The following is a 21,320-nucleotide window of genomic DNA, read 5'->3' on the forward strand; positions in this document are numbered from 1 at the left end:
GCCGTTTTTCGTCACGACGATTCGATCACGACCTCATCAAGACCCGAATACGCCATGTTCGTTTTCCGTTTGCTGCGCCTGATCGCGCATCTCTTCAAGGGCATGGCGGTCTGTGCCTTCCTGTTCCCGTTCACCTCCGAGAAGGGGCGGGAGGCGCACATCCGGCGCTGGTCGCGCAAGCTGCTGCGCATCTGCGGCATCGCCATCAAGATCGACAGCCCGCTGCCGATTCCGCGTTCGTTGCTGGTGTCCAATCACGTGAGCTGGCTGGACATCTTCGTGGTCAATTCACTGCAGCCCTGCCGTTTCGTGGCCAAGTCGGAAATCCGCAGCTGGCCGCTGATCGGCTGGCTGTGCGCCAAGACCGGTACCATCTTCATTTCGCGCGGCAAGGCCAGCGACGTGCGGCGCATTTTCAAAGGCCTGGTGGAAAGCATCGAGAAGGACGAGCACGTCGCCTTCTTTCCTGAAGGCACGACGGCCGCACAGGGCACGCTGCTGCCTTTCCACGCCAACCTGTTCGAGGCCGCCATCGATGCCAAAGCCCCGGTGCAGCCGTATGCGCTGCGTTATGTGGATGGCGAGGGCCGGCTGCATGCGGCGGCTGATTTCATCGGGGACATGTCCATCGCCGAGAGCATCATGAGCATCCTCAAGTCCAAGGGGATGACGGCCGAACTGAAGCAATTGCCCCTGATCAGCACGGAAGGCGCGCATCGCCGCGACCTCGCGCGCACCGCGCGTGAAGTCATTGCCACCGGACTGGGATACTCGCCGGAATCGCTCAGGCCGGCCGCCGCGCCTGCGGACACTGCACCTGGAACAGCGCCCGATCCTCAAGTCGCACCGCACTGAGCTTGCCGCCCCAGACACATCCGGTGTCGAGAGCGATCAGGTTGGGGCGCATCACCAGTCCCAGTGTGGACCAGTGACCGAAGACCACGGTCACGTCCTCGGTCTTCCGCCCTGGCACCTCGAACCAGGGCATCAGTCCCTCCGGCGCCGCTGCCGCGCCTTCCTTCACCGCAAAGTCCATCGTCCCGTCCGCCTGGCAGAAGCGCAGGCGGGTGAAGGCATTGATGATGCAGCGCAGGCGCTCGTGGCCGGTCAGGTCATCGCTCCAGCGATCGGGCTGGTTGCCGTACATGTGGCGCAGGAAGTCCATCCACTGGTTGCTGCGCAGCATGGTTTCCACCTCGTTGGCCAGCGCCAGGGCTTGTTGCAGGTCCCATTGGGGCAGCACGCCGGCATGCACGATCAGGTGGCCTTGTTCGTGGATGGCCAGGGGGCGGTGGCGCAGCCAGTCGATGAGCTCGTCGCGGTCGGGGGCGTTGAGGATATCGTCGAGGGTGTCGTCGCGGTGCGCCGGGCGGATGCCGCAGGCCACGGCCAGCAGGTGCAGGTCATGGTTGCCCAGCACCGATTGGGCGCGCTCGCCCATCTGCATCACGGTGCGCAGGGTATGAAGGGATTGGGGGCCGCGGTTGATGAGGTCGCCGGCGAAGATCAGTGAAGGGGTGGTGTCCGGGAGGCTGGCCAGCAACTGTTCCAGGGAACCGGCACAACCCTGCAGGTCGCCGATTGCATAGATAGGGGAAGAAGAATGCATATGAAGTAAAAAGCTTGCTGTGCCTGCAAGAATGGGCAAGGAAATGTTAGCGGCTGTCATACATAAAAGTTATCATACGACGGCATTTGCACGGTTGTGCCTATTTTGATCATGAAACGTTTCTTTGACATTTTTGTTGCTGTGGCGGCCTGCCTGGTGCTGGCACTACCGATGTTGCTGGTGGCCATCCTGGTCAAGCTGACCTCGCGCGGACCGGTCCTGTACTGGTCGGATCGGGTAGGGCAGGATAACCGGATCTTCAGCATGCCCAAATTCCGGTCGATGAAAACGGGAACCCCGGCGGTGGCGACGCATCTGTTGACCGATTCCGGTTCACACCTGACGCCCATCGGCGGACTGCTGCGCAAGACCAGCCTGGATGAGCTGCCGCAACTGTGGAGCATCGTGCGAGGCGACATGTCGCTGGTCGGTCCCCGGCCGGCGCTTTACAATCAGCATGATCTCATCGCGTTGCGCAGTGAACGCGGGGTACACAGGCTCAAGCCGGGCCTGACGGGCTGGGCACAGGTGAATGGGCGCGATGAACTGCCGATTCCCGTCAAGGTCCAGTTCGACGAGCAATACCTGAGACAGCAGTCCTTCTTCTTCGACCTGCGCATCCTCTGGATGACGGTGGCCAAAGTGCTCGGACGGGATGGTATTTCTCACTGAACATCTTGCAAGGAACCAATAAAAATGAAGGATTGGCAGTCATGAGACGCCATGTGCTGGATTTGCCGCGGTTGAACAAGCAAGCCATCGTTGCCACCATCGATGTCCTGATCTCCTTGCTGGCGACCTGGATCGCCTTTTCCCTGCGCCTGGACAGCTTGCACTGGCCGCAGGGTTACCAGTGGCACGTCTACCAGATTGCTCCGGTACTGATGTTGCCGATTTTCGTGCGCATGGGCCTGTACCGCTCGGTGTTCCGCTACACCGGGATTGCCGCGATCGTGACCATCGCCAAGGCCGTCGCTCTCTATGGACTGTTGCTGTTCACCTTGCTGGTGTGGCTGGCCTTGCCGGGCATTCCGCGTTCGCTCGGCGTCCTGCAGCCGCTGCTGCTGCTGGTGATGGTGGGCGGAAGCCGCGCCTTTGCCCGGCTGTGGCTGAGCCAGGTCGATTCCAAGCGCAAGCATCTGCGCCAGTCGCGTCTGCTGGTCTACGGTGCCGGCCAGGTGGGCGCGCAGATTGCCGAAGCCATGGAGCGGCAGCACCAGCTGGTGCTGTTCGGTTTCCTGGAAGACAACCGCGAACTCTATGGCAAGACCATCAACGGCCGCCGCGTCTATCCCGCCAGCGAGGCGGAGCGTCTGATCGAGACCTTTGCGATCACCGATATCCTGCTCGCGCTGCCCTCCATCAGCCGGGCCCGGCGCAAGGAAATCATCGAGAAGTTGCGGCCGTTCCATGTGCATATCCGCTCGGTCCCCGATCTGGCAGACCTGGCGCAAGGAAAAGTGGCCATCACCGATGCCCATGAACTGGATATCCTCGATTTGCTGGGACGCGAGCCGGTGCTGCCCAATCCCGCGCTGGTAGGCCGCAACGTCACCAACAAGGTGGTGCTGGTCACCGGGGCCGGCGGCAGCATCGGCAGTGAGCTGTGCCGCCAGATCCTCAGCTCGCGGCCCTCCAAGCTGCTGCTGTTCGAGCAGAATGAATACAACCTCTACACGATTCACCGCGATCTGCAGCAGCGGCAGGCCAGCGTCTCGCCCGGCACTGAACTGATCCCGCTGCTGGGCGACGTCTGCCACTTCGATCGCATCAGCCAGGTCTGCCGTACCTGGCAACCGCGCACGATCTACCACGCCGCGGCCTACAAGCACGTGCCGCTGGTTGAGCACAACCCGGTCGAGGGCGTGACCAACAACGTCTTCGGGACCTATTGCGTGGCGCGGGCAGCGATTGAAAACCAGGTCAGCGACTATGTGCTCATCAGCACCGACAAGGCGGTGCGCCCGACCAACATCATGGGGGCCAGCAAGCGCATGGCGGAAATGGTCTTGCAGTCGCTCTCCGATGTCGAGGTGGTGCCGCGTTTCCTCGGGCAGGAAGCCAATGGCACCGGGACGCGCAACCTGACGCGTTTTTCGATGGTGCGTTTCGGCAATGTGCTGGGCTCTTCCGGCTCGGTGGTGCCGCTGTTCCGCGAGCAGATCAAGGCCGGCGGTCCGATCACGCTCACCGATCCCGAGGTGACGCGCTACTTCATGCTCATTCCGGAGGCCGTGCAACTGGTCCTCCAGGCCGGTGCGATGACCGAAGGCGGTGATGTGTTCGTGCTCGACATGGGCGAGCCGGTCCGCATCCTCGATCTGGCGCGTCGCATGGTGGAGTTGTCCGGCTTGTCGGTACGCGATGAGCACAATCCGGACGGCGACATAGAAATTCAGACGGTCGGACTGCGCCCGGGTGAGAAGCTGTATGAAGAATTGCTCATCGGCGAACAGCCGGCGCCGACCGCGCATCCGCGCATCATGACCGCGCATGAAGATTTCATCCCGTGGGACCGTCTGGCCGAGGAACTGCGCCATCTCCATGACGCGCTGCAGGCCAATGACATCGGGGCCATCCGCGCGCTGCTGCACAAGCTGGTCAGCGGCTACCAGCCGGCAGCCGAGATCGTTGACTGGGCCTTTGTCGAGAAGCGCCGCCAGGCCGCGCAGCGACTGGAGAGCCCGCGTCTTGAGGTGGTCAGCAAATCATGATGGCTCGCTCTGAATCCGTATTCCCTCCAACCCGTATCCGTACTTGAGGACCTGATTTCCATGATCTCCAATTCCATTTTCAAAGCCTACGACATCCGCGGCATCATCGACAAAACCCTGGACGACCAGGTCGCCTTCCAGATCGGTCAGGCCTTCGGTGCCGCCGCCCTGGCCAAGGGCCAGAAGAAGGTCGTGATCGGGCGCGATGGCCGGCTCTCGGGCCCCTCGCTGTCGGCCGCGCTGGCCAAGGGTTTGCAGGCGGTCGGGGTGGATGTGATCGATCTCGGCATGGTCGCCACGCCGATGGTCTATTTCGGCACCCACGTGCTGGACACGCAGTCCGGCATCATGGTCACCGGCAGCCACAATCCGCCGGACTACAACGGTTTCAAGATGGTGCTGGCCGGTGAAGCCATCCACGGCGAGACCATCCAGGGCCTGTACCAGGCCATCGTCAAGGGCGAATTCCCGCAGGGTGCCGGCAACTACAGCACGCATGACATCAAGGCCGCCTACATCGCCCGCATGATTTCGGACGTCAAGCTGGCCCGTCCCCTGAAGATCGCCGTGGACTGCGGCAACGGCGTGGCCGGTGCCTTTGCCGGTGAAATCTATCGCGCGCTGGGCTGTGAAGTCACCGAGCTGTTCTGCGAAGTGGATGGCAATTTCCCCAACCACCACCCCGATCCGGCTCATCCGGAAAACCTGCAGGACCTGATCCGCTGCCTGCAGGAAACCGACAACGAACTCGGCCTGGCCTTCGATGGCGACGGTGACCGCCTCGGCCTGGTGACCAAGGATGGCCAGATCATCTACCCGGACCGCCAGCTGATGCTCTTCGCCGAAGACGTGCTGACCCGCAACCCGGGCAAGGAAATCCTGTACGACGTCAAGTGCACCCGCCACCTGGCGCCCTGGATCACCGCACGCGGCGGCCAGCCGCTGATGTGGAAGACCGGCCACTCGCTGGTCAAGGCCAAGCTGCGCGAAACCGGTGCGCCGCTGGGCGGCGAGATGAGCGGCCACATCTTCTTCAAGGACCGCTGGTTCGGTTTCGACGACGGCCTCTACGCCGGCGTGCGCATGCTGGAACTGATGGCCCGCCAGAGCGATCCGTCGGCCGTGCTCAACGCCCTGCCGCAATCGGTCAGCACCCCGGAACTGCAGCTGAAGCTGCAGGAAGGCGAGAACTTCGCGCTCATCGGCAAGCTGCAAAGCGATGCCAGGTTCGACGGTGCCCAGGACATCATCACCATCGACGGCCTGCGCGTGGAGTACGCCGACGGCTTCGGCCTGGCCCGTTCCTCCAACACCACGCCGGTGGTGGTGCTGCGTTTCGAGGCCGAGACGCCCGAGGCACTGGAGCGCATCCAGGGCGAATTCCGCAAGGTCATCCTGGCCGCGCGTCCTGATGTGACACTGCCGTTCTGATGGGCCGATGAGGTAAGATGCTGGCCCACCAATAAAGTCACGCCAACGTGGGTCAGCCTTGAACATTCTTATCGTCCGTGTCTCCTCGCTGGGAGACGTCGTCCACAACATGCCGATGGTGGCGGACATTCATCGTCATTTCCCCGCGGCCCAGATCGACTGGGCGGTCGAAGAGGGCTACACCAGCCTGGTCGGCCTCAATCCCCACGTCCGCAAGATCATCCCGATCGCCCTGCGGCGCTGGCGCAAGACCCTGTTCTCGGCGGCCACGCGCGCCGAGATCGGGGCATTCCGGCGGGAGCTGCAGGCCGAGCGCTATGACCTCGTGTTCGATACTCAGGGCCTGCTCAAGACCAGCGTCGTGATGCGCATGGCGCGCCTGGCACCGCAGGGCCGCCGCATCGGCCTGGCCAATGCGACCGAAGGCTCGGGATATGAACCAATCTCCCGCATTTTCCATGACCAGAGCATCCCGGTCGGCCTGCGCACGCACGCCGTCACGCGCGCCAGGCTGGTCGCGGCGGCTGCGCTGGGCTATCAGTTGGACGGGCAGCCCGACTTTGCCCTGCAGCCGCCGGAGCCTGTGCGCTGGGCCTGGATGCCGGAGCAGCCGTATGTCGTTTTCTTCCACGGTACCGCCCGTGCTGCCAAGCAGTGGCCGCAGGCGCAGTGGATCAAGCTGGGCCAGGCCCTGGCCGCGCGCGGATTGCAGATCCTGCTGCCCTGGGGCAGTGCCCGCGAGCAGGAGGCGGCACGCCAGTTGGCGGCCGGCATTCCCGGTGCCACCGTGCTGCCGGCGCTGCCGATGATGCAGGCCGTGGCCCTGGTGCAGCAGGCGCGGCTGGTGGTCGGACTCGACACCGGCCTGACCCACATCGCCGCCGCCTATGGCAAGCCGACGATCGAACTCTACTGTGACTCGCCGCGCTGGAAGACCGAGGGCAACTGGTCGCCGGCGATCATCAACCTGGGCGATCTGGGCGCGCCGCCGTCCGAAGAGGATGTGTTGACGGCCGCGCTGCGCCTGCTGGCCTGAGTTTGATTGTCCCTTGGGGCGGACTTGGGTATGCGTTGAAGCAGATCAAACGCCCTGTTCAAAGCATCAACTTTGCGTGACAAGCCGCATCCGGCCTGCCTTGCAGGCGTGCCAGGGCCACCGGGTTGGCCACACGGGCAGAGCGCTTGCGGGCATAATACGCGCCATGGAATCGCAAATTATCGAGATTGGCCTGACCGAATGGCAGGTCGAGTATCCCAATCAGGACTGGATCACTGCGCTGGAAGCCGGCAAGGTGCTGTACTTCCCGCAGCTGGCTTTCCAGTTGATGGACTCCGAGCGCAAGCTGCTGGATCCGGCCGTGCGCGCGCCCAAGTCGCGCAACATCAGCCTGGATGCACGCGGACACATCAAGGGTGCCGCCGGCGCCACCGAGCAGCAGCTGGCGCTGGCCGCGATGATTGGCCGCTTCCGCGAGCAGGCGTTGTCGCTGGTGCATACCTTGTTGCCCAAATACCGCGATGCCTTGCGCATTGCTCCGACCAGCTACCGCCCGATGCAGGTGGAGACGCGGGCCCAGTCGTGGCGTGCCGATGACCGCCGCATGCACGTGGACGCCTTTCCTTCGCGGCCCAATTACGGCGAACGCATCCTGCGCGTCTTTACCAATGTGAATCCCGATGGCGTGCCGCGCGTCTGGCGCGTGGGCGAGCCTTTCGAGACCGTGGCGCAGCGCTTTTTGCCGCGTGCCAAACCTTATGTGCGCTGGCAGGCCAGCGTGCTCAAGGCGCTGCATGTGACCAAGTCCTTCCGCAGCGAATACGATCACCTCATGCTGCAATTGCATGACGGCATGAAGGGCGACATGCAGTACCAGCAGGATGCCCAGCAGGTCACCATGCCCTTTGCCGCCGGCTCCGTCTGGATCTGCTTCTCGGACCAGGCCTCGCACGCGGTCATGTCGGGCCAGTACATGATGGAACAGACCCTGCACCTGGCACCGGACCAGCAATATGATCCGCAATCCAGTCCGCTGGCCATTCTGACGCGCCTGGTCGGCCATCCCCTGGTCTGAGATGCGGCTGCTGTATTCACTCGTCTGGTGGCTGGTGCTGCCGTTGGTACTGCTGCGCCTGTGGCGGCGCGGCCGCAAGGAACCGGGCTACCGGGCGCATGTGGGCGAACGCCTTGGCTTCTATTCGCAAGAGGCGCGCCTGTCTGGCCCACAGGCGCGTTTCATCTGGGTGCATGCCGTCTCGGTTGGCGAGACACGTGCCGCCGAGCCGCTCATCGACGCCTTGTTGCAGCAATATCCGCAGCATTCCATTCTGCTCACCTGCATGACCGCCACCGGCCGCGAGACGGGAACTCAGGTCTATGGCAAGCACGGTGCGCGCGTGGTGCAGAGCTTCCTGCCGTACGACACGGGATGGATGTGCGCGCGTTTCCTGCGCCACTTCCGGCCTGTGGTGTGCGTGTTGATGGAGACCGAAGTCTGGCCCAACCTGATCAGGCAATGCCGCCGGCACCAGGTGCCGGTGATGCTGGCCAATGCCCGCCTGTCGGAGCGTTCACTTCGGCGCGGCCAGCGTTTTGCCGCGCTGCTGCGTCCGGCGGCCGAGGCGATCGATGTGGTCGCGGCCCAGTCGCCGGCCGACGCTGAGCGCCTGCGTGCCTTCGGGGCGCGGCACGTCGAAGTGACCGGCAGCCTCAAGTTCGACGTGCAGCCGCCGGCCGAGATGGTCGATCGCGGTCTTGCATGGAAGCGCGCCATCGGGGAGCGCAAGATCCTGCTCTGTGCCAGCACGCGCGAGGGCGAGGAAGCCTTGATTCTGGATGCGCTGGCCAAGCTGGGGAGGACCGGCTGGCTGACGGTGATCGTGCCGCGCCACCCGCAGCGTTTCGATGAGGTGGCCGGAATGGTACAGGCACAGGGTTTGCGCTTGCGCCGGCGTGCCGCCCTGGGGCAGGGCGTTGACTGGGATCAGGTGGATGTCGTGCTGGGCGATTCCATGGGCGAAATGTTCGCCTATTACGCCTTGTGTGATGTGGCCTTCATTGGCGGCAGTCTGTTGCCGCTGGGGGGGCAGAACCTGATTGAGGCGCTGGCGCTGGGCAAGCCGGTGCTGGTCGGCGAGCACACCTTCAATTTCCTCAGTATCACGGACCAGGCCATCAAGGCCGGTGCGGCTTGTCGCATCTCTTCAGCTGAACAATTGTGGGACATGGCGAGCGCGCTGTTTGCCGATCCGGATCGGATCGCTGCCATGACGCATGCGGCGCATGGCTTCGCCGGCGCGCATCAGGGCGCCTCGCATAAAACAACAGAACTGCTGGCACCCCTGTTGGCTAGATGAGCGCGTGAAGTCCGTTTCAGAACTCGTAACTTTACGAGGCGCAAGGAGTTGTTGCTTTCGGGAACGCCTGTCAAGCGGCCAATCTCGCAATTGGTCACCAGTTCTGAGATAATTCTCGGTCGTTGGCTTTTGGGGTTGTCTTAAATGCAACTTAACGAGTCCATTGCTATTTGCCGTAAATTTATCAGGGTCGTGAAATGATTTTTGTCACCGGGGGGGCGGGCTTTATCGGTTCCAATTTCGTGTTGGAATGGCTGAAGTCCAATGACGAGTCTGTCGTCAATTTCGACAAGCTGACATATGCAGGCAATCTTGAAAATCTCAAGAGCCTGGGGGATGATCCCCGCCATATTTTCGTCCAAGGTGACATCTGCGATCAGGATCAGGTGCAGGCGTTGTTCCTGCAGTACCGTCCGCGCGCCATCCTGCACTTCGCCGCCGAAAGCCATGTGGATCGTTCCATCCATGGTCCGGGCGAGTTCATTCGCACCAACATCAACGGTACCTTCTCCCTGCTGGAGGCAGCTCGTGCCTACTGGAACGGGCTGGACGGACAGGAAAAATCCGATTTCCGTTTCCTGCACGTGTCCACCGATGAAGTCTACGGCTCGCTCAGCCCTGAGGATCCGGCCTTCACCGAGACCACGCCGTATGCGCCCAACAGCCCTTATTCGGCCTCGAAGGCGGCTTCCGACCACTTGGTGCGCTCGTATCATCACACCTACGGTTTGCCGACCCTGGTGACCAATTGCTCCAACAATTACGGTCCTTATCACTTCCCCGAGAAGCTGATTCCCCTGGTCATTTCCAATGCCCTGGCGGGGCAGTCGCTGCCCATCTACGGTGACGGCATGCAAGTGCGAGACTGGCTGTACGTGACTGATCACTGCGCGGCCATCCGCCGCGTGCTGGAGGCCGGTCGTCCCGGGCAGGAATACAACGTCGGCGGCAACAATGAAAAGGCCAACCTGGACGTGGTCAAGGTCTTGTGCGGCCTGCTGGATGAGCTTTCGCCCAAGGCCAGCGGCAAGTATTTTGATCAGGCCGTGTTCGTGGCAGATCGTCCCGGCCATGATCGTCGCTACGCCATCAACGCCGCCAAGATCGCCGGCGAACTGGGCTGGACCCCGGCCGAGACCTTCGAGACCGGCATGCGCAAGACGGTCGAGTGGTATCTGGCCAATCAGGACTGGGTAGCCAACGTGCGTTCGGGCGAATACCGCAAGTGGATCGAAGGCAATTACCATGGCCGTGAGCAAATCGCCGGAGCACAATAATGAGCACAGCTACCCAATCGGCAAGCACCAAGAAGGGCATCATTCTCGCGGGAGGCTCGGGCACGCGCCTGTACCCCGTCACCACGGTGGTGTCCAAGCAGTTGCTGCCGGTCTATGACAAGCCCATGATCTATTACCCGCTGAGCACGCTGATGCTGGCGGGGATTCGCGACATCCTCATCATCTCGACACCGCAGGACCTGCCGCGTTTCCGCGACCTGCTCGGTGACGGCAGCAAGTGGGGCCTGTCGCTGAACTACGCGGTGCAGCCTACACCGGATGGCCTGGCACAAGCCTTCATCATCGGCCGTGACTTCATCAACGGCGAGAACTCGGCACTGATTCTGGGTGACAACATCTATCACGGCGAGGATTTCGAGCGCAACCTCAAGCACGCTGCGGCGCGCGAGAGTGGTGCGACCGTCTTCGCCTATCATGTCAATGATCCCGAGCGTTATGGCGTGGTCGAGTTCGACGCTCAGCGGCGCGCGGTCAGCATCGAAGAAAAGCCGGCCGCACCGCGTTCCAACTACGCCGTGACCGGGCTGTATTTCTACGACAAGCAGGTGTGTGACATCGCGGCATCGATCAAGCCCTCCGCCCGCGGCGAGCTGGAAATTACCGACGTCAACCGTGCCTACCTTGAAGCGGGTACCCTGAATGTGGAACTGATGGGGCGCGGTATGGCATGGCTCGATACCGGTACGCAGGATTCCTTGCTTGAGGCCGGGCAATTCATCGCCACCCTCGAACACCGCCAGGGACTGAAGGTGGCCTGCCCGGAGGAAATCGCTTTCCGCAAGGGCTACATCGACGCCGAAATGCTTGAGCGCCAGGCCGAGGTTCTCAAGAAGAACGCCTACGGACAGTATCTGTTCAGACTGTTGCGCGGAGATATCGTCTAGTCCACGCCCATCGGACATCAGCCATGCGGATCCCGATGGGGTCCGTTTTGATTTTTCCCTAGCCCATTGACGCAGCATGCAAATCCAGACGACAGACCTGCCCGGAGTAGTGATCATCGAACCCAAGGTGTTTGGCGATGACCGCGGGTTTTTCTATGAAAGCTTCAATGAGCAGCGCTTCGCAGAAGCGACTGGTCAGCGCGTCAACTTCGTGCAAGACAATCATTCGCGCTCGGCACGCAATGTCCTGCGCGGGCTGCACTATCAGATCCGGCAGGCGCAGGGCAAGCTGGTGCGCGTGATCATGGGCGAGGTGTATGACGTCGCCGTGGACATCCGCAAGAGTTCGCCGCATTTCGGACGCTGGACCGCCGTGCGGCTGTCTGCCGAAAACCGTCGCCAGCTGTGGATTCCGCCGGGCTTTGCCCATGGTTTCGTGGTCACCACCGACTACGCTGAATTCCTCTACAAGACCACCGATTACTGGGCGCCCCAGCATGAGCGCTGCATTCGCTGGGATGACCCGGCGCTGGGGATCGACTGGCCGCTGGATAGCGAGCCCGTGTTGTCGGCGAAGGACGCGGTCGGCGCATTGCTGGCCGATGCGGAGGTATTTGAATGAAGATTCTGGTGACCGGCAAGAACGGTCAGCTTGGCAGTGAACTGGTCCGTGCGTTTCGTGGCGTGGCCGAGGTCGCGGCGTTTGATCGTCAGACGCTGGACCTGGCCGATATCGGGCAGTTGCGCAGTCTGATTCGCGCGCAAGCCCCCGATGTGATCATCAATGCCGCGGCCTACACCGCAGTGGATCGCGCCGAGACCGAGCAGGCGGCAGCGCACGCGATCAATGCGCAGGCACCTGCCGTCATGGCCGAAGAGGCCAGCGCTCTGGGGGCGGCACTGATTCATTATTCCACCGACTACGTCTTCGACGGACGCAAGGCCGGGCCATACCTCGAAACCGATCCGACCGATCCGCAGAGCGTCTACGGCAAGACCAAGCTGGCGGGCGAGCAGGCCATCGCCGCGGCTACCGACAAGTTCTGGATCTGGCGGACCAGCTGGGTCTATGGCGTGCACGGCGGCAACTTCCTCAAGACCATGCTGCGTCTTGCCAGCGAGCGCACCAGCCTGCGTGTCGTGGCGGACCAGTTCGGTGCGCCGACCTTCGCCCGCGCAATTGCTGAAGCTACCCGCGATGCCTTGATGGCAGGCGACAACGCCGGCACGCCCGCGCGCGTGGCCGATACGGCGGGCATTTACCATTTCACCGGCGGAGGCCGGACCAACTGGCATGGCTACGCTCAATACGTCATCGAGCGTGCAGCCGAAGCCGGGCAGCCCTTGAACATCAAGGCAGCCGACATCGAGGCCATCCCTGCATCGGCTTATCCGGTACCGGCACCGCGCCCGTCCAATTCCTGCCTGTCGCTGGAAAAATTCACGCAGACCTTCGGCCTGCCCATCGCTGCCTGGCAGGATGACGTCGATCGCTGCCTGGCAGAATTGTTTGCGCACCATGATCAAGCATAAGAGCACGCCCCTCTCGATGTTGTCCGGACTGTGGAACCATCGCGTCCTGATGCTGGAACTGGCGCGTCGCGAGGCCATCGGCCGCTACAAGGGTTCCTTGCTGGGCGTCTTCTGGAGTCTCGTGACGCCCTTGTTCATGTTGACCATCTACACGCTGGTGTTCAGCCATGTCTTCAAAGCGAAGTGGGGCGGGACCGGCGACGAGTCGCAATCGCAATTCGCCATCGTGCTGTTTGCCGGGCTGATCGTCTTCAATTTCTTTTCGGAATGCATCGGCAAGGCGCCCAGCCTGGTGCTCAACAACGTCAACTTCGTCAAGAAAGTGGTGTTCCCGCTGGAGATCCTGCCTTGCGTCAATCTCCTGTCGGCGCTGTTTCATGCAGCAGTCAGCCTGCTGGTCCTGGTTGGTTTCGAATGGACTGTGGCGGGCCATGTGCCGGTGACGGCGCTGTACATACCGCTGGTGCTGCTGCCCCTGGCCATGCTGATTGCCGGGGCAAGCTGGCTGCTGGCGGCCACCGGCGTCTATCTGCGTGACATTGGCCAGACCATCGGCATCTTCCTCACCGGCCTCATGTTCCTGTCGCCGATCTTCTTTCCGACCTCTGCATTGCCGGAGCAGTGGCGTTCGCTGGCGCGGCTGAATCCGCTGGCGATTCCCATCGAGCAAGCGCGCCAGGTGCTGATCTACGGCCATGCGCCCGACTGGCGCGAATGGCTGGTGTATGCGGCCGTCGCCGCAGTGACGGCCTGGTTCGGTTATTTCTGTTTTCAAAAGGCCAGAAAGGGTTTCGCGGATGTCCTCTGATATTGCGATCCGCGTCTCCGGTGTCAGCAAGAGCTTCAACACCTACGAGCGTCCTGCCGATCGGCTCACCCAGGCGGTACTGGCGGGCCTGGCCAGAATCGTGCCGGTGCCGGGCTTGCGGCAACGCCTGGGCCAGCGTGCGCATCAGCTGGCGCGCAAGCACCATGCGCTGTCCGATATCTCGCTGGAAATTCGCAAGGGCGAAACGGTCGGCATCATCGGCCGCAACGGCTCGGGCAAGAGTACCCTGCTGCAGATCATCTGCGGCACGCTCAATCCGAGCGCCGGATCGGTCGAGGTCACGGGGCGCGTGGCAGCCTTGCTGGAGCTGGGGTCCGGTTTCAATCCGGAATACAGCGGACGCGAAAATGTCTTCATGAACGGACAGCTGCTGGGACTCACGCGCCAGCAGATCGAAGCCCGCTTCAAGGACATCGAGGCGTTTGCCGATATCGGCGATTTCATGGACCAGCCGGTCAAGGCCTATTCCAGCGGCATGTATGTGCGCCTGGCCTTTGCCGTGATCGCCCACGTCGATGCCGACATCCTCGTGATCGATGAAGCGCTGGCTGTAGGAGATGCCTTCTTCACCCAGAAATGCATGCGCTTCCTGCGCGGTTTCATGAAGACCGGTACGGTGCTGTTCGTCAGCCATGACACCGCCTCGATCAAGAACCTGTGCACGCATGCCGTCTGGATCGACCGCGGTCACATGCGCTCGGCAGGCGAGCCACGCCATGTCTGCGATCTGTACCTGCAGGAATTCTATGAGGCCCAGCAGGGCAAGAGCGCCGTCGCCAAGGTGGCGCGGTCCAGCATTCGCGCTGAAGGTCCGAGCGTGGATGTGCGGCGTGACAAGATCAATGCCAGCAACCTGCGCAATGACCTGCAGGTCTTCACCTTCGATCCGGAGGCCGCAGCCCTGGGCAGCGGCGGTGCCGCCATTACCGATGTGAGCTTCGTCGGTGAGGATGGCGAGCGTCTGAACTGGGTGGTGGGCGGCGAGGCGGTGACGCTCGCCATCAGCATCACGGCTGTCGATTCCTTGCGCTCGCCGATCGTCGGTTTCTTCGTCAAGGACAAGCTGGGACAGACGCTGTTTGGGGAAAACACCTATCTCAGCTATGAGTCCGACCCGGTACCGTGCGCGGCGGGTGAGCAGCTGCAGGCGCGCTTCGAGTTTCGCATGCCGATCTTGCCCAATGGCCAGTATTCGATCAACGTCGCCGTGGCCGAGGGCACGCAGGACGAGCATGTACAATTGCACTGGATTCATGACGCCCTGATCTTCAAGTCCGAGTCCAGCAGTGTTTCCAGCGGACTGGTGGGCATACCCATGCAGGCCATCGTGCTGGAGCCGGCCTGACCATGCGCGCCGCAGCCCTCCTGCGCAATACCGCATCCCTTTCTTCAAACCATGGCCATCCCGTTGCAATTGGCCGTAGCCGAAATGATCAATAATGAACGTGCAATCCAGAAATGACAGCCAGTCCGGCACGCCGCAGCAATCGGGCCTGGAATTCACGGGCGAACGCTTTGTCCCGGAAGAGCATGGCAATATCGAGCTCGAACATTGGCACCGCTATCTGCAGGCGCGCGAACTGGCCGTCGGCAAGGATGTGCTGGATATCGCCAGCGGCGAAGGCTATGGTTCCGCCCTGATCTCGGAAGTGGCGCGCCAGGTGACGGGCGTCGATATCGCACCCGAAGCCGTGGCCCATGCCAGCGCACGCTACCAGCGTCCCAACCTGCGCTATCTGGAGGGCAATTGTGCGGCCATTCCGCTGCCCGATCACAGCGTCGACCTGATCGTCAGCTTCGAGACCATCGAACATCACGAGCAGCACGAAGAAATGATGCGCGAGTTCAAGCGCGTGCTGCGTCCCGATGGCCTGTTGCTGATTTCCAATCCCGACAAGCATTTCTATTCGGAAGTGCCGAACTACAGCAACCCGTACCACGTCAAGGAGCTCTACGAACAGGAGTTCAAGCAGCTGCTCTCGGGCTGGTACAAGAACACCCGCTACTTTGGACAACGGCTGGTGTACGGTTCGGCGATCTTCCCGGAGGCCGGGGCGTCGGAGTCGATCCACTACGAAATGCAGGATCGCGAGATCCGTCCCAGCACTGGACTGCCGCGTCCGCTCTACTGGGTTGCGCTGGCTTCGGATGTGGAGCTGCCGGCGCTGTCGACCGGCTTGTTCGAGCAGGATCCACTCAGATCCGAACTGCTGCGCCAGTGGAAAGCCGCCGTCAAGGACCGGGATCGCATCCTCAATGAGCGTGCCCATCAGCTGGAGGAACGCGCCGAACACATCAAGCGCCTCAATGCCGAGCTGGAGGCCGCGCAGGAAGCCTTCACTACGGTGACCACCAGTATTTCCTGGAAGGCCTCCTTGCCCTTGCGCGAAGCTCGCCGATGGGTGATGACACCCGGCGCCCAGATTCGCCGTTACAGCGGGTATGGTTTTGGCGGGGCGCGCTGGATCTATCGCAGCATTCCGTTCTCGGCGCAAGCGCGGGTGGGACATCGCCGCTTCGTGCAAAAGTATCTGCCGGCGCTTTGGCGTCTGCTGACCCGTGTCGATCGCGGCCGTGTCGGCAACCAGGCACGCGCCATCAAGGGAACGCCCTATACCGAGTTCCCGTGGCAGACCACCACCATCGAGTTGCCGCAGCACGCGCAGCCGGTGGTATCGGTCATCGTGCCCATCTACGGCAAGCACAACTACACCCTGCGCTGCCTGGCGTCGATCCAGCGCCATCTGCCGGCCCTGCCGTTCGAGGTGATCGTGGTGGACGACTGCTCGCCTGACGAATCGCGTGACATCCTGGCGAAGGTCAAGGGCATTCGCCTGGTCCTCAACGAGACCAACCAGGGATTCCTGCGCTCCTGCAACCTCGGTGCCAAGCAGGCCCGCGGGCAGTACCTGTATTTCCTCAACAACGATACCGAAGTCACGCCAGGCTGGCTCGATACCCTGATCGCCACCTTCGACCAGTTCCCGGGGACCGGCCTGGTCGGTTCCAAGCTGGTCTACCCTGACGGCGTGCTGCAAGAGGCCGGGGGCATCATCTGGAAGGATGGCAGCGCCTGGAATTTCGGCCGCTACAAGGACCAGCTCGACCCCGTCTATTGCTACGCCCGCGAAACCGACTACTGCTCGGGCGCTTCGATCGTGGTGCCGGCCGCTCTGTATGCCGAGCTGGGCGGTTTTGACGAGTTGTACTTGCCGGCCTACTGCGAGGATTCCGATCTGGCATTGCGCATCCGCAGTCGCGGCTATCGGGTGATCTACCAGCCGCAGTCCGTGATCGTCCACTATGAAGGCGTAAGCAACGGCACCGACCTCAACTCTGGCGTCAAGGCCTATCAGGTCGAGAACATGCGCAAGCAATACGAGCGCTGGAAGGACTTGCTGGCGACCTACCAGGACAACGGCGTGGACGTCGACCGTGCCAAGGACCGCACGGCCACGCGCCGCGTACTGGTGGTGGATCATTGCACGCCGACGCCCGACCGCGATGCGGGATCGGTGATCATCTTCAATCTCATGCTGCTGATGCGCGAGATGGGCTTCCAGGTCACCTTCGTGGCCGAGGACAATCATCTGTATCTGCCCGGATACACCGATGAGCTGCAGGCCTATGGTGTCGAGGTGCTTTATGAACCTTACTGCCCGTCGGTGGAGGCGCACGTCAAGCAGTGCGGTTACCGCTATGACCTGGCGCTGCTGATTCGCCCGGGCGTCATCGAGAAGCATCTGGAAACCGTGCGCCGCCATTGCCCGCATGCCAAGCTGATCTATCACACCGTGGACCTGCATTACCTGCGCATGCAGCGCGAGGCCGCCGTTGCCGGCATCGACAACAAGCGCGACGTCGAGCAGATGAAGCTCATCGAGCATGATGCCATTCGCCGCGCCGACGCCAGCATCGTCGTGAGTACGGCCGAGCAGGCGCTGCTCAAGCAGGAGTTGCCGCAAGCACCGGTGCACGTGCTGCCCCTGATCATGGATGTGCCGGGTACCCGCGTCGGCTTTGCCGAGCGCCAGGACATCATCTTCGTGGGCGGCTACCAGCACACGCCCAACGTGGACGCCGTCGAGTACTTCGTGGCCGAGGTGCTGCCGCTGATTCACCAGAAGTTGCCCGACGTGCGCCTGCATGTGGTCGGCAGCAACGTGCCTGCCAGCATTGAGGCACTGGCCAGCGAGCGCGTGATCATCACGGGATTTGTTGACGATCTGCAGCCCCTGCAGGACCGCATGCGTGTCAACGTTGCGCCTTTGCGCTACGGTGCCGGCATCAAGGGCAAGATCGGCAGTGCCATGGCCGTCGGCCTGCCCAGCGTGGCCACCACCATCGCCACCGAAGGCATGGGCCTGGTGTCCGGCCGCGACGTCCTGGTCGCTGATGATGCACAGGCGCTGGCGGATCAGGTCTGCCAGCTTTACACCGATGAGGCCCTGTGGACCGCCATGAGCGCAGCCGGTATCAGTTTCGCTGATCAGGCATGGGGAGCGCGCGCGGCATGGAAGGCCTTCGAGAAGATCCTCGACAGCGTCGATCTGCCGGTCCGCCAGAGCAAGCGGCCGCTGTCGCTGTGGCGTCCGACATCAAACTGATAAAAAGCGGATAGGGGGAATACGTGAAAGTCGGACTGGGTACCTGGAGGTTTTTGCTGGCCGTGCTGGTGGCCATCTCCCACTTGTGGGAAGGGATGATTCACGGTCCTGCCGCCTATGCGGTATGGGGTTTCTTCATCCTGAGCGGCTATCTGATGACGCATGTGCTGTGCTTCAAGTACGGCCACGAAGAAGGCGGCCTGCGCGACTATGCGTTCAACCGCTTCCTGCGCATCTATCCGGCCTATGCGGTTGCGGTGGTGGCCGGTGCGGCCACGCTCTACATTCTGCCGCGCATCGGCGTGCTGCCCTCGGCGCTGAACCCGCAGTTCGTGCGCCCGCACGGCGCGCTGGAGTGGCTGTCCAACGCCTTCCTGCTGCCCATTCCGACGCCGGGCCTGTTCGTGCCGGTGGCTGGCGCGCTGGCGGTGGAGATCGGGGCCTATGTCTTGATGCCCCTGATGGCCATGAACCGTTCCGCAGCCTGGCTGGCATTCATTCTGAGTGCTGCGCTGAACGTGAAATACGGATTTGGCCTGGAGACCTTCGGGGATCGCTACTCGGGCTTCCTGACCTGTTTCATGGCCTTTGCCGCAGGCACCTTGTTGTCGCAGTATCGTGAACCCTTGTCGCGCCTGCGTGCGCCCTGGCTGAGCCTGCTGGCCTGGGGGCTGCATTGCCTGGTCTGGCTGCGTTTCCCTTATTGGCCGTGGACTTATGGCCTGTATGTATCCCTGCTGCTGTCGGCGTGGGTGGTCCTGTCGCTGGCACCCAGCAAGCCGGGATGGCTGGATCAGTTCCTCGGTGACCTCTCCTATCCGGTCTACCTGTTTCATACCACCGCCGCCATCTGGCTGGTGGCCGCAGGCATGCAGATGCGTTCGTTCCCCTTCTTCTGCGTAGCCTTCGTGATCACCCTGCTGGTGTCTTGGCTGGTGATCCGTCTGGTCGATCGGCCCCTGGCGGGCTTGAAGAAGAAACGTATTGAAAGGATGAAACAAGCATGACCGAAGTTCAAGCCACCGTGCGCGATGTGACACCCGTGACCGAAGCCGGTGACGGTGCCCGCTTCGATGCCGTCGTTGCCGTCGTCATTCCCAGTTACCGTGTGACGCGCCACATCCTGGGCGTGATCGAGGCGATGGGTCCGGATGTCGCCCAGATCTACGTGGTGGACGACAAGTGCCCCGACGGCTCAGGTGACTTCGTCGCCCAGCACTGCACTGACCCGCGCGTGCGGATCCTGCGGCATGAAGTGAACCAGGGCGTGGGCGGTGCGGTGATGACCGGCTACCAGGCTGCGGTCGAGGGCGGGGCCGATGTCATCGTCAAGGTTGATGGTGATGGCCAGATGGATCCGGAGCTGATTCCCTACTTCGTCCAGCCCATCGTCGATGGCATTGCCGACTACACCAAGGGCAATCGTTTCTACGATCTCGAAGAGATCGGCGCGATGCCGCCGATGCGCCTGTTTGGCAATACGGTGCTGTCGCTCATGGCCAAATTCTCCACCGGCTACTGGGACTTGTTCGATCCCACCAACGGATTCACTGCCATCCATGCGGATGTGGCGCGCCATCTGCCTTATGACAAGATCAGCCGGCGCTACTTCTTTGAGACCGACATTCTGTTCCGCCTCAATACGCTGCGCGCGGCCGTCATCGATATTCCCATGGCGGCCAAGTATGGGGATGAGGTCAGTGGCCTCAAGATTTCAAAGATCGTCGGCGAATTCCTCGTCAAGCATGCACGCAACTTCGGCAAACGCATCTTCTACAACTATTACCTGCGCGACCTGACGCTGGCCTCGCTGGAATTGCCCATCGGCCTGCTGCTGCTCGGCTTCGGCGTAATCTATGGCGGTTATCACTGGCTGGTTGCGGCCGGTTCCGGAACCGCCACGCCGGCCGGCGTGGTGATGATGGCCGCGCTGCCCATCCTGACCGGCTTGCAGTTGCTGCTGGCCTTTCTTGGTCACGACATCTCGACGGTGCCCAAGCGTGCGCGCCACCTTGGGCGTCTGAAACGACTGCGCAAGCCGGCCAAGGACAAGCTCCCGGCCACGGAGCAGTGATCTCATGAAATATCTGCGATTCCTGAAAGAAAAAGCCAAGGGATATTCACTCGGCACCATGCTCAGGCTGGAGTTCGAGTCGCTTTTCTTCGGCATCTTTTCGCTGGTGCCCACCACCGGTGGCGTGATCCTGCGCGCCCTGGTGAGCAAGGTCTTCTTCAAGCGCTGCGCCGGCTTTGCCTGGATTCAGCCGCGCGTGACCATCGTGCATGCCGACCGCATCACCATGGGCAGCAACTTCGGCGTCAATTCGGGTAGTTACATCAACGGGGTGGGTGGTATCGAATTCGGTTCCTATGTACTGATCGGCAGCAACGTGACCATCTCCTCGGGACAGCATCCGATTGAAGGTGCACTGCCGCCGGTGTTTGCCCGCCAGAGCATTCCGAAGAAGATCGTCATCGGTGACGATGTCTGGATCGGTGCCGGTGCCGTCATCATGCCCGGAGTCACCATTGCCAGGGGCACCGTGATCGGTGCCAATGCCGTAGTAACCAAGGATACGGAAGAATATGCAGTCATGGTCGGCGCGCCCGCACGCATGCTGCGCAAGAGGGATGCAGCATGAGCACCCTGGTGCGATACCTGATCGTGGCAGTGCTGGCCTATGTGATCGACATGGGCGGCTACTATGTGCTGCTGAAGATGGGCGTCGATCCTATCTGGGCCAACGTGGCAGTCAAGATCCTGGCGGCCATCTGCGGTTTCTTCATGCATCGCCGCTTCACCTACCAGATCAAGGAAGCCGACGGACAGATGGCCCATGCGACCAAGTATTTCGGGCTGGCGCTGCTCTATACCCCGATCTCGTCGGTGGTGTTGTACCTTCTGATGCTGGTCATTCCGCATCCGGTCTATGCCAAAGCAATTGCTGACGTGCTGCTGTTCATCGTGACCTTCTGGGTGACGTCAAGTTTTACCTTTACCCGCAAGAAATCCGGCGCTGCGGCCGCCGTTGGCAGTGTCGATGCCAACGAGAAGAACTGA

The 21,320-nt window shown here is 62.1% G+C and carries 18 protein-coding genes and 1 pseudogene; 18 read left to right on the forward strand and 1 reads right to left on the reverse strand.

All coding sequences use genetic code 11. The annotated features are described in order from the left end of the window. Window positions 1-54 precede the first annotated feature (54 nt). The gene (locus J2X56_RS19875) at window positions 55-855 is read left to right on the forward strand and encodes a lysophospholipid acyltransferase family protein (protein WP_310161962.1); all 801 of its coding nucleotides are present in this window, start codon (window positions 55-57) and stop codon (window positions 853-855) included. Here J2X56_RS19875 and J2X56_RS19880 read toward each other — a convergent pair. Then, a complete protein-coding gene (locus tag J2X56_RS19880) occupies window positions 785-1,609 on the reverse strand; it encodes a symmetrical bis(5'-nucleosyl)-tetraphosphatase (protein WP_310161965.1) in 825 nt (274 codons plus the stop codon). The genes J2X56_RS19875 and J2X56_RS19880 overlap by 71 nt on opposite strands. A gap of 111 nt (window positions 1,610-1,720) precedes the next feature. Between J2X56_RS19880 and J2X56_RS19885 the strand changes: the two genes are divergently transcribed. From J2X56_RS19885 to J2X56_RS19965, 17 genes and pseudogenes are all read left to right on the forward strand, one after another. Continuing rightward, window positions 1,721-2,281 carry a sugar transferase gene (locus tag J2X56_RS19885; protein ID WP_039789887.1) on the forward strand — a complete coding sequence of 187 codons (561 nt, stop codon included), beginning with the start codon at window positions 1,721-1,723 and terminating at the stop codon, window positions 2,279-2,281. 41 nt (window positions 2,282-2,322) lie between these two features. Continuing rightward, window positions 2,323-4,323: a nucleoside-diphosphate sugar epimerase/dehydratase gene (locus J2X56_RS19890; RefSeq protein WP_204726143.1), complete on the forward strand. Its 2,001-nt coding sequence runs from the start codon at window positions 2,323-2,325 to the stop codon at window positions 4,321-4,323. A 60-nt stretch (window positions 4,324-4,383) separates the two neighbouring features. Further along, window positions 4,384-5,754, forward strand: a complete 1,371-nt coding sequence (locus tag J2X56_RS19895; RefSeq protein ID WP_209568137.1) for a phosphomannomutase/phosphoglucomutase — start codon at window positions 4,384-4,386, stop codon at window positions 5,752-5,754. A 58-nt stretch (window positions 5,755-5,812) separates the two neighbouring features. After that, window positions 5,813-6,790: a lipopolysaccharide heptosyltransferase I gene (gene waaC / locus J2X56_RS19900; protein ID WP_134135617.1), complete on the forward strand. Its 978-nt coding sequence runs from the start codon at window positions 5,813-5,815 to the stop codon at window positions 6,788-6,790. 166 nt (window positions 6,791-6,956) lie between these two features. Continuing rightward, window positions 6,957-7,826 carry a Kdo hydroxylase family protein gene (locus tag J2X56_RS19905; RefSeq protein WP_134135615.1) on the forward strand — a complete coding sequence of 290 codons (870 nt, stop codon included), beginning with the start codon at window positions 6,957-6,959 and terminating at the stop codon, window positions 7,824-7,826. Between the two features lies 1 nt (window position 7,827). Continuing rightward, the gene (gene waaA, locus J2X56_RS19910) at window positions 7,828-9,108 is read left to right on the forward strand and encodes a lipid IV(A) 3-deoxy-D-manno-octulosonic acid transferase (RefSeq protein ID WP_209568135.1); all 1,281 of its coding nucleotides are present in this window, start codon (window positions 7,828-7,830) and stop codon (window positions 9,106-9,108) included. Between the two features lie 197 nt (window positions 9,109-9,305). Then, window positions 9,306-10,385, forward strand: a complete 1,080-nt coding sequence (rfbB, locus tag J2X56_RS19915; protein ID WP_034337994.1) for a dTDP-glucose 4,6-dehydratase — start codon at window positions 9,306-9,308, stop codon at window positions 10,383-10,385. Continuing rightward, a complete protein-coding gene (gene rfbA / locus J2X56_RS19920) occupies window positions 10,385-11,290 on the forward strand; it encodes a glucose-1-phosphate thymidylyltransferase RfbA (protein WP_039789334.1) in 906 nt (301 codons plus the stop codon). The genes rfbB and rfbA overlap by 1 nt, the downstream gene beginning before the upstream one ends. A 76-nt stretch (window positions 11,291-11,366) precedes the next feature. Next, complete coding sequence (rfbC, locus tag J2X56_RS19925) at window positions 11,367-11,912, forward strand: dTDP-4-dehydrorhamnose 3,5-epimerase (protein WP_310161972.1); 546 nt, start codon at window positions 11,367-11,369, stop codon at window positions 11,910-11,912. Continuing rightward, window positions 11,909-12,823 carry a dTDP-4-dehydrorhamnose reductase gene (gene rfbD / locus J2X56_RS19930; protein ID WP_121042747.1) on the forward strand — a complete coding sequence of 305 codons (915 nt, stop codon included), beginning with the start codon at window positions 11,909-11,911 and terminating at the stop codon, window positions 12,821-12,823. The genes rfbC and rfbD overlap by 4 nt, the downstream gene beginning before the upstream one ends. Continuing rightward, window positions 12,810-13,631, forward strand: coding sequence for an ABC transporter permease (locus J2X56_RS19935; RefSeq protein WP_121043076.1), 822 nt, complete (start codon window positions 12,810-12,812; stop codon window positions 13,629-13,631). Before rfbD ends, J2X56_RS19935 begins: the two co-directional genes overlap by 14 nt. After that, a complete protein-coding gene (locus J2X56_RS19940) occupies window positions 13,621-14,997 on the forward strand; it encodes an ABC transporter ATP-binding protein (RefSeq protein WP_134135608.1) in 1,377 nt (458 codons plus the stop codon). The genes J2X56_RS19935 and J2X56_RS19940 overlap by 11 nt, the downstream gene beginning before the upstream one ends. A 94-nt stretch (window positions 14,998-15,091) precedes the next feature. After that, window positions 15,092-18,259 (forward strand): glycosyltransferase, encoded by a 3,168-nt coding sequence (locus tag J2X56_RS19945; RefSeq protein WP_134135606.1) that lies wholly within the window; start codon window positions 15,092-15,094, stop codon window positions 18,257-18,259. Window positions 18,260-18,282: 23 nt separating this feature from the next. Next, window positions 18,283-19,266, forward strand: coding sequence for an acyltransferase (locus J2X56_RS19950; protein ID WP_039789341.1), 984 nt, complete (start codon window positions 18,283-18,285; stop codon window positions 19,264-19,266). After that, window positions 19,263-20,333 (forward strand): glycosyltransferase family 2 protein, encoded by a 1,071-nt coding sequence (locus J2X56_RS19955; RefSeq protein ID WP_121042753.1) that lies wholly within the window; start codon window positions 19,263-19,265, stop codon window positions 20,331-20,333. The genes J2X56_RS19950 and J2X56_RS19955 overlap by 4 nt, the downstream gene beginning before the upstream one ends. 397 nt (window positions 20,334-20,730) lie before the next feature. Continuing rightward, window positions 20,731-20,889 (forward strand): annotated as a pseudogene (locus J2X56_RS27050) (DapH/DapD/GlmU-related protein); the annotation flags it as partial. Window positions 20,890-20,897: 8 nt separating this feature from the next. Beyond that, window positions 20,898-21,320: a GtrA family protein gene (locus tag J2X56_RS19965; RefSeq protein ID WP_134135605.1), complete on the forward strand. Its 423-nt coding sequence runs from the start codon at window positions 20,898-20,900 to the stop codon at window positions 21,318-21,320.

It is taken from the genome of Herbaspirillum sp. 1173 (assembly GCF_031455335.1).
Classification (GTDB): domain Bacteria; phylum Pseudomonadota; class Gammaproteobacteria; order Burkholderiales; family Burkholderiaceae_D; genus Herbaspirillum; species Herbaspirillum huttiense.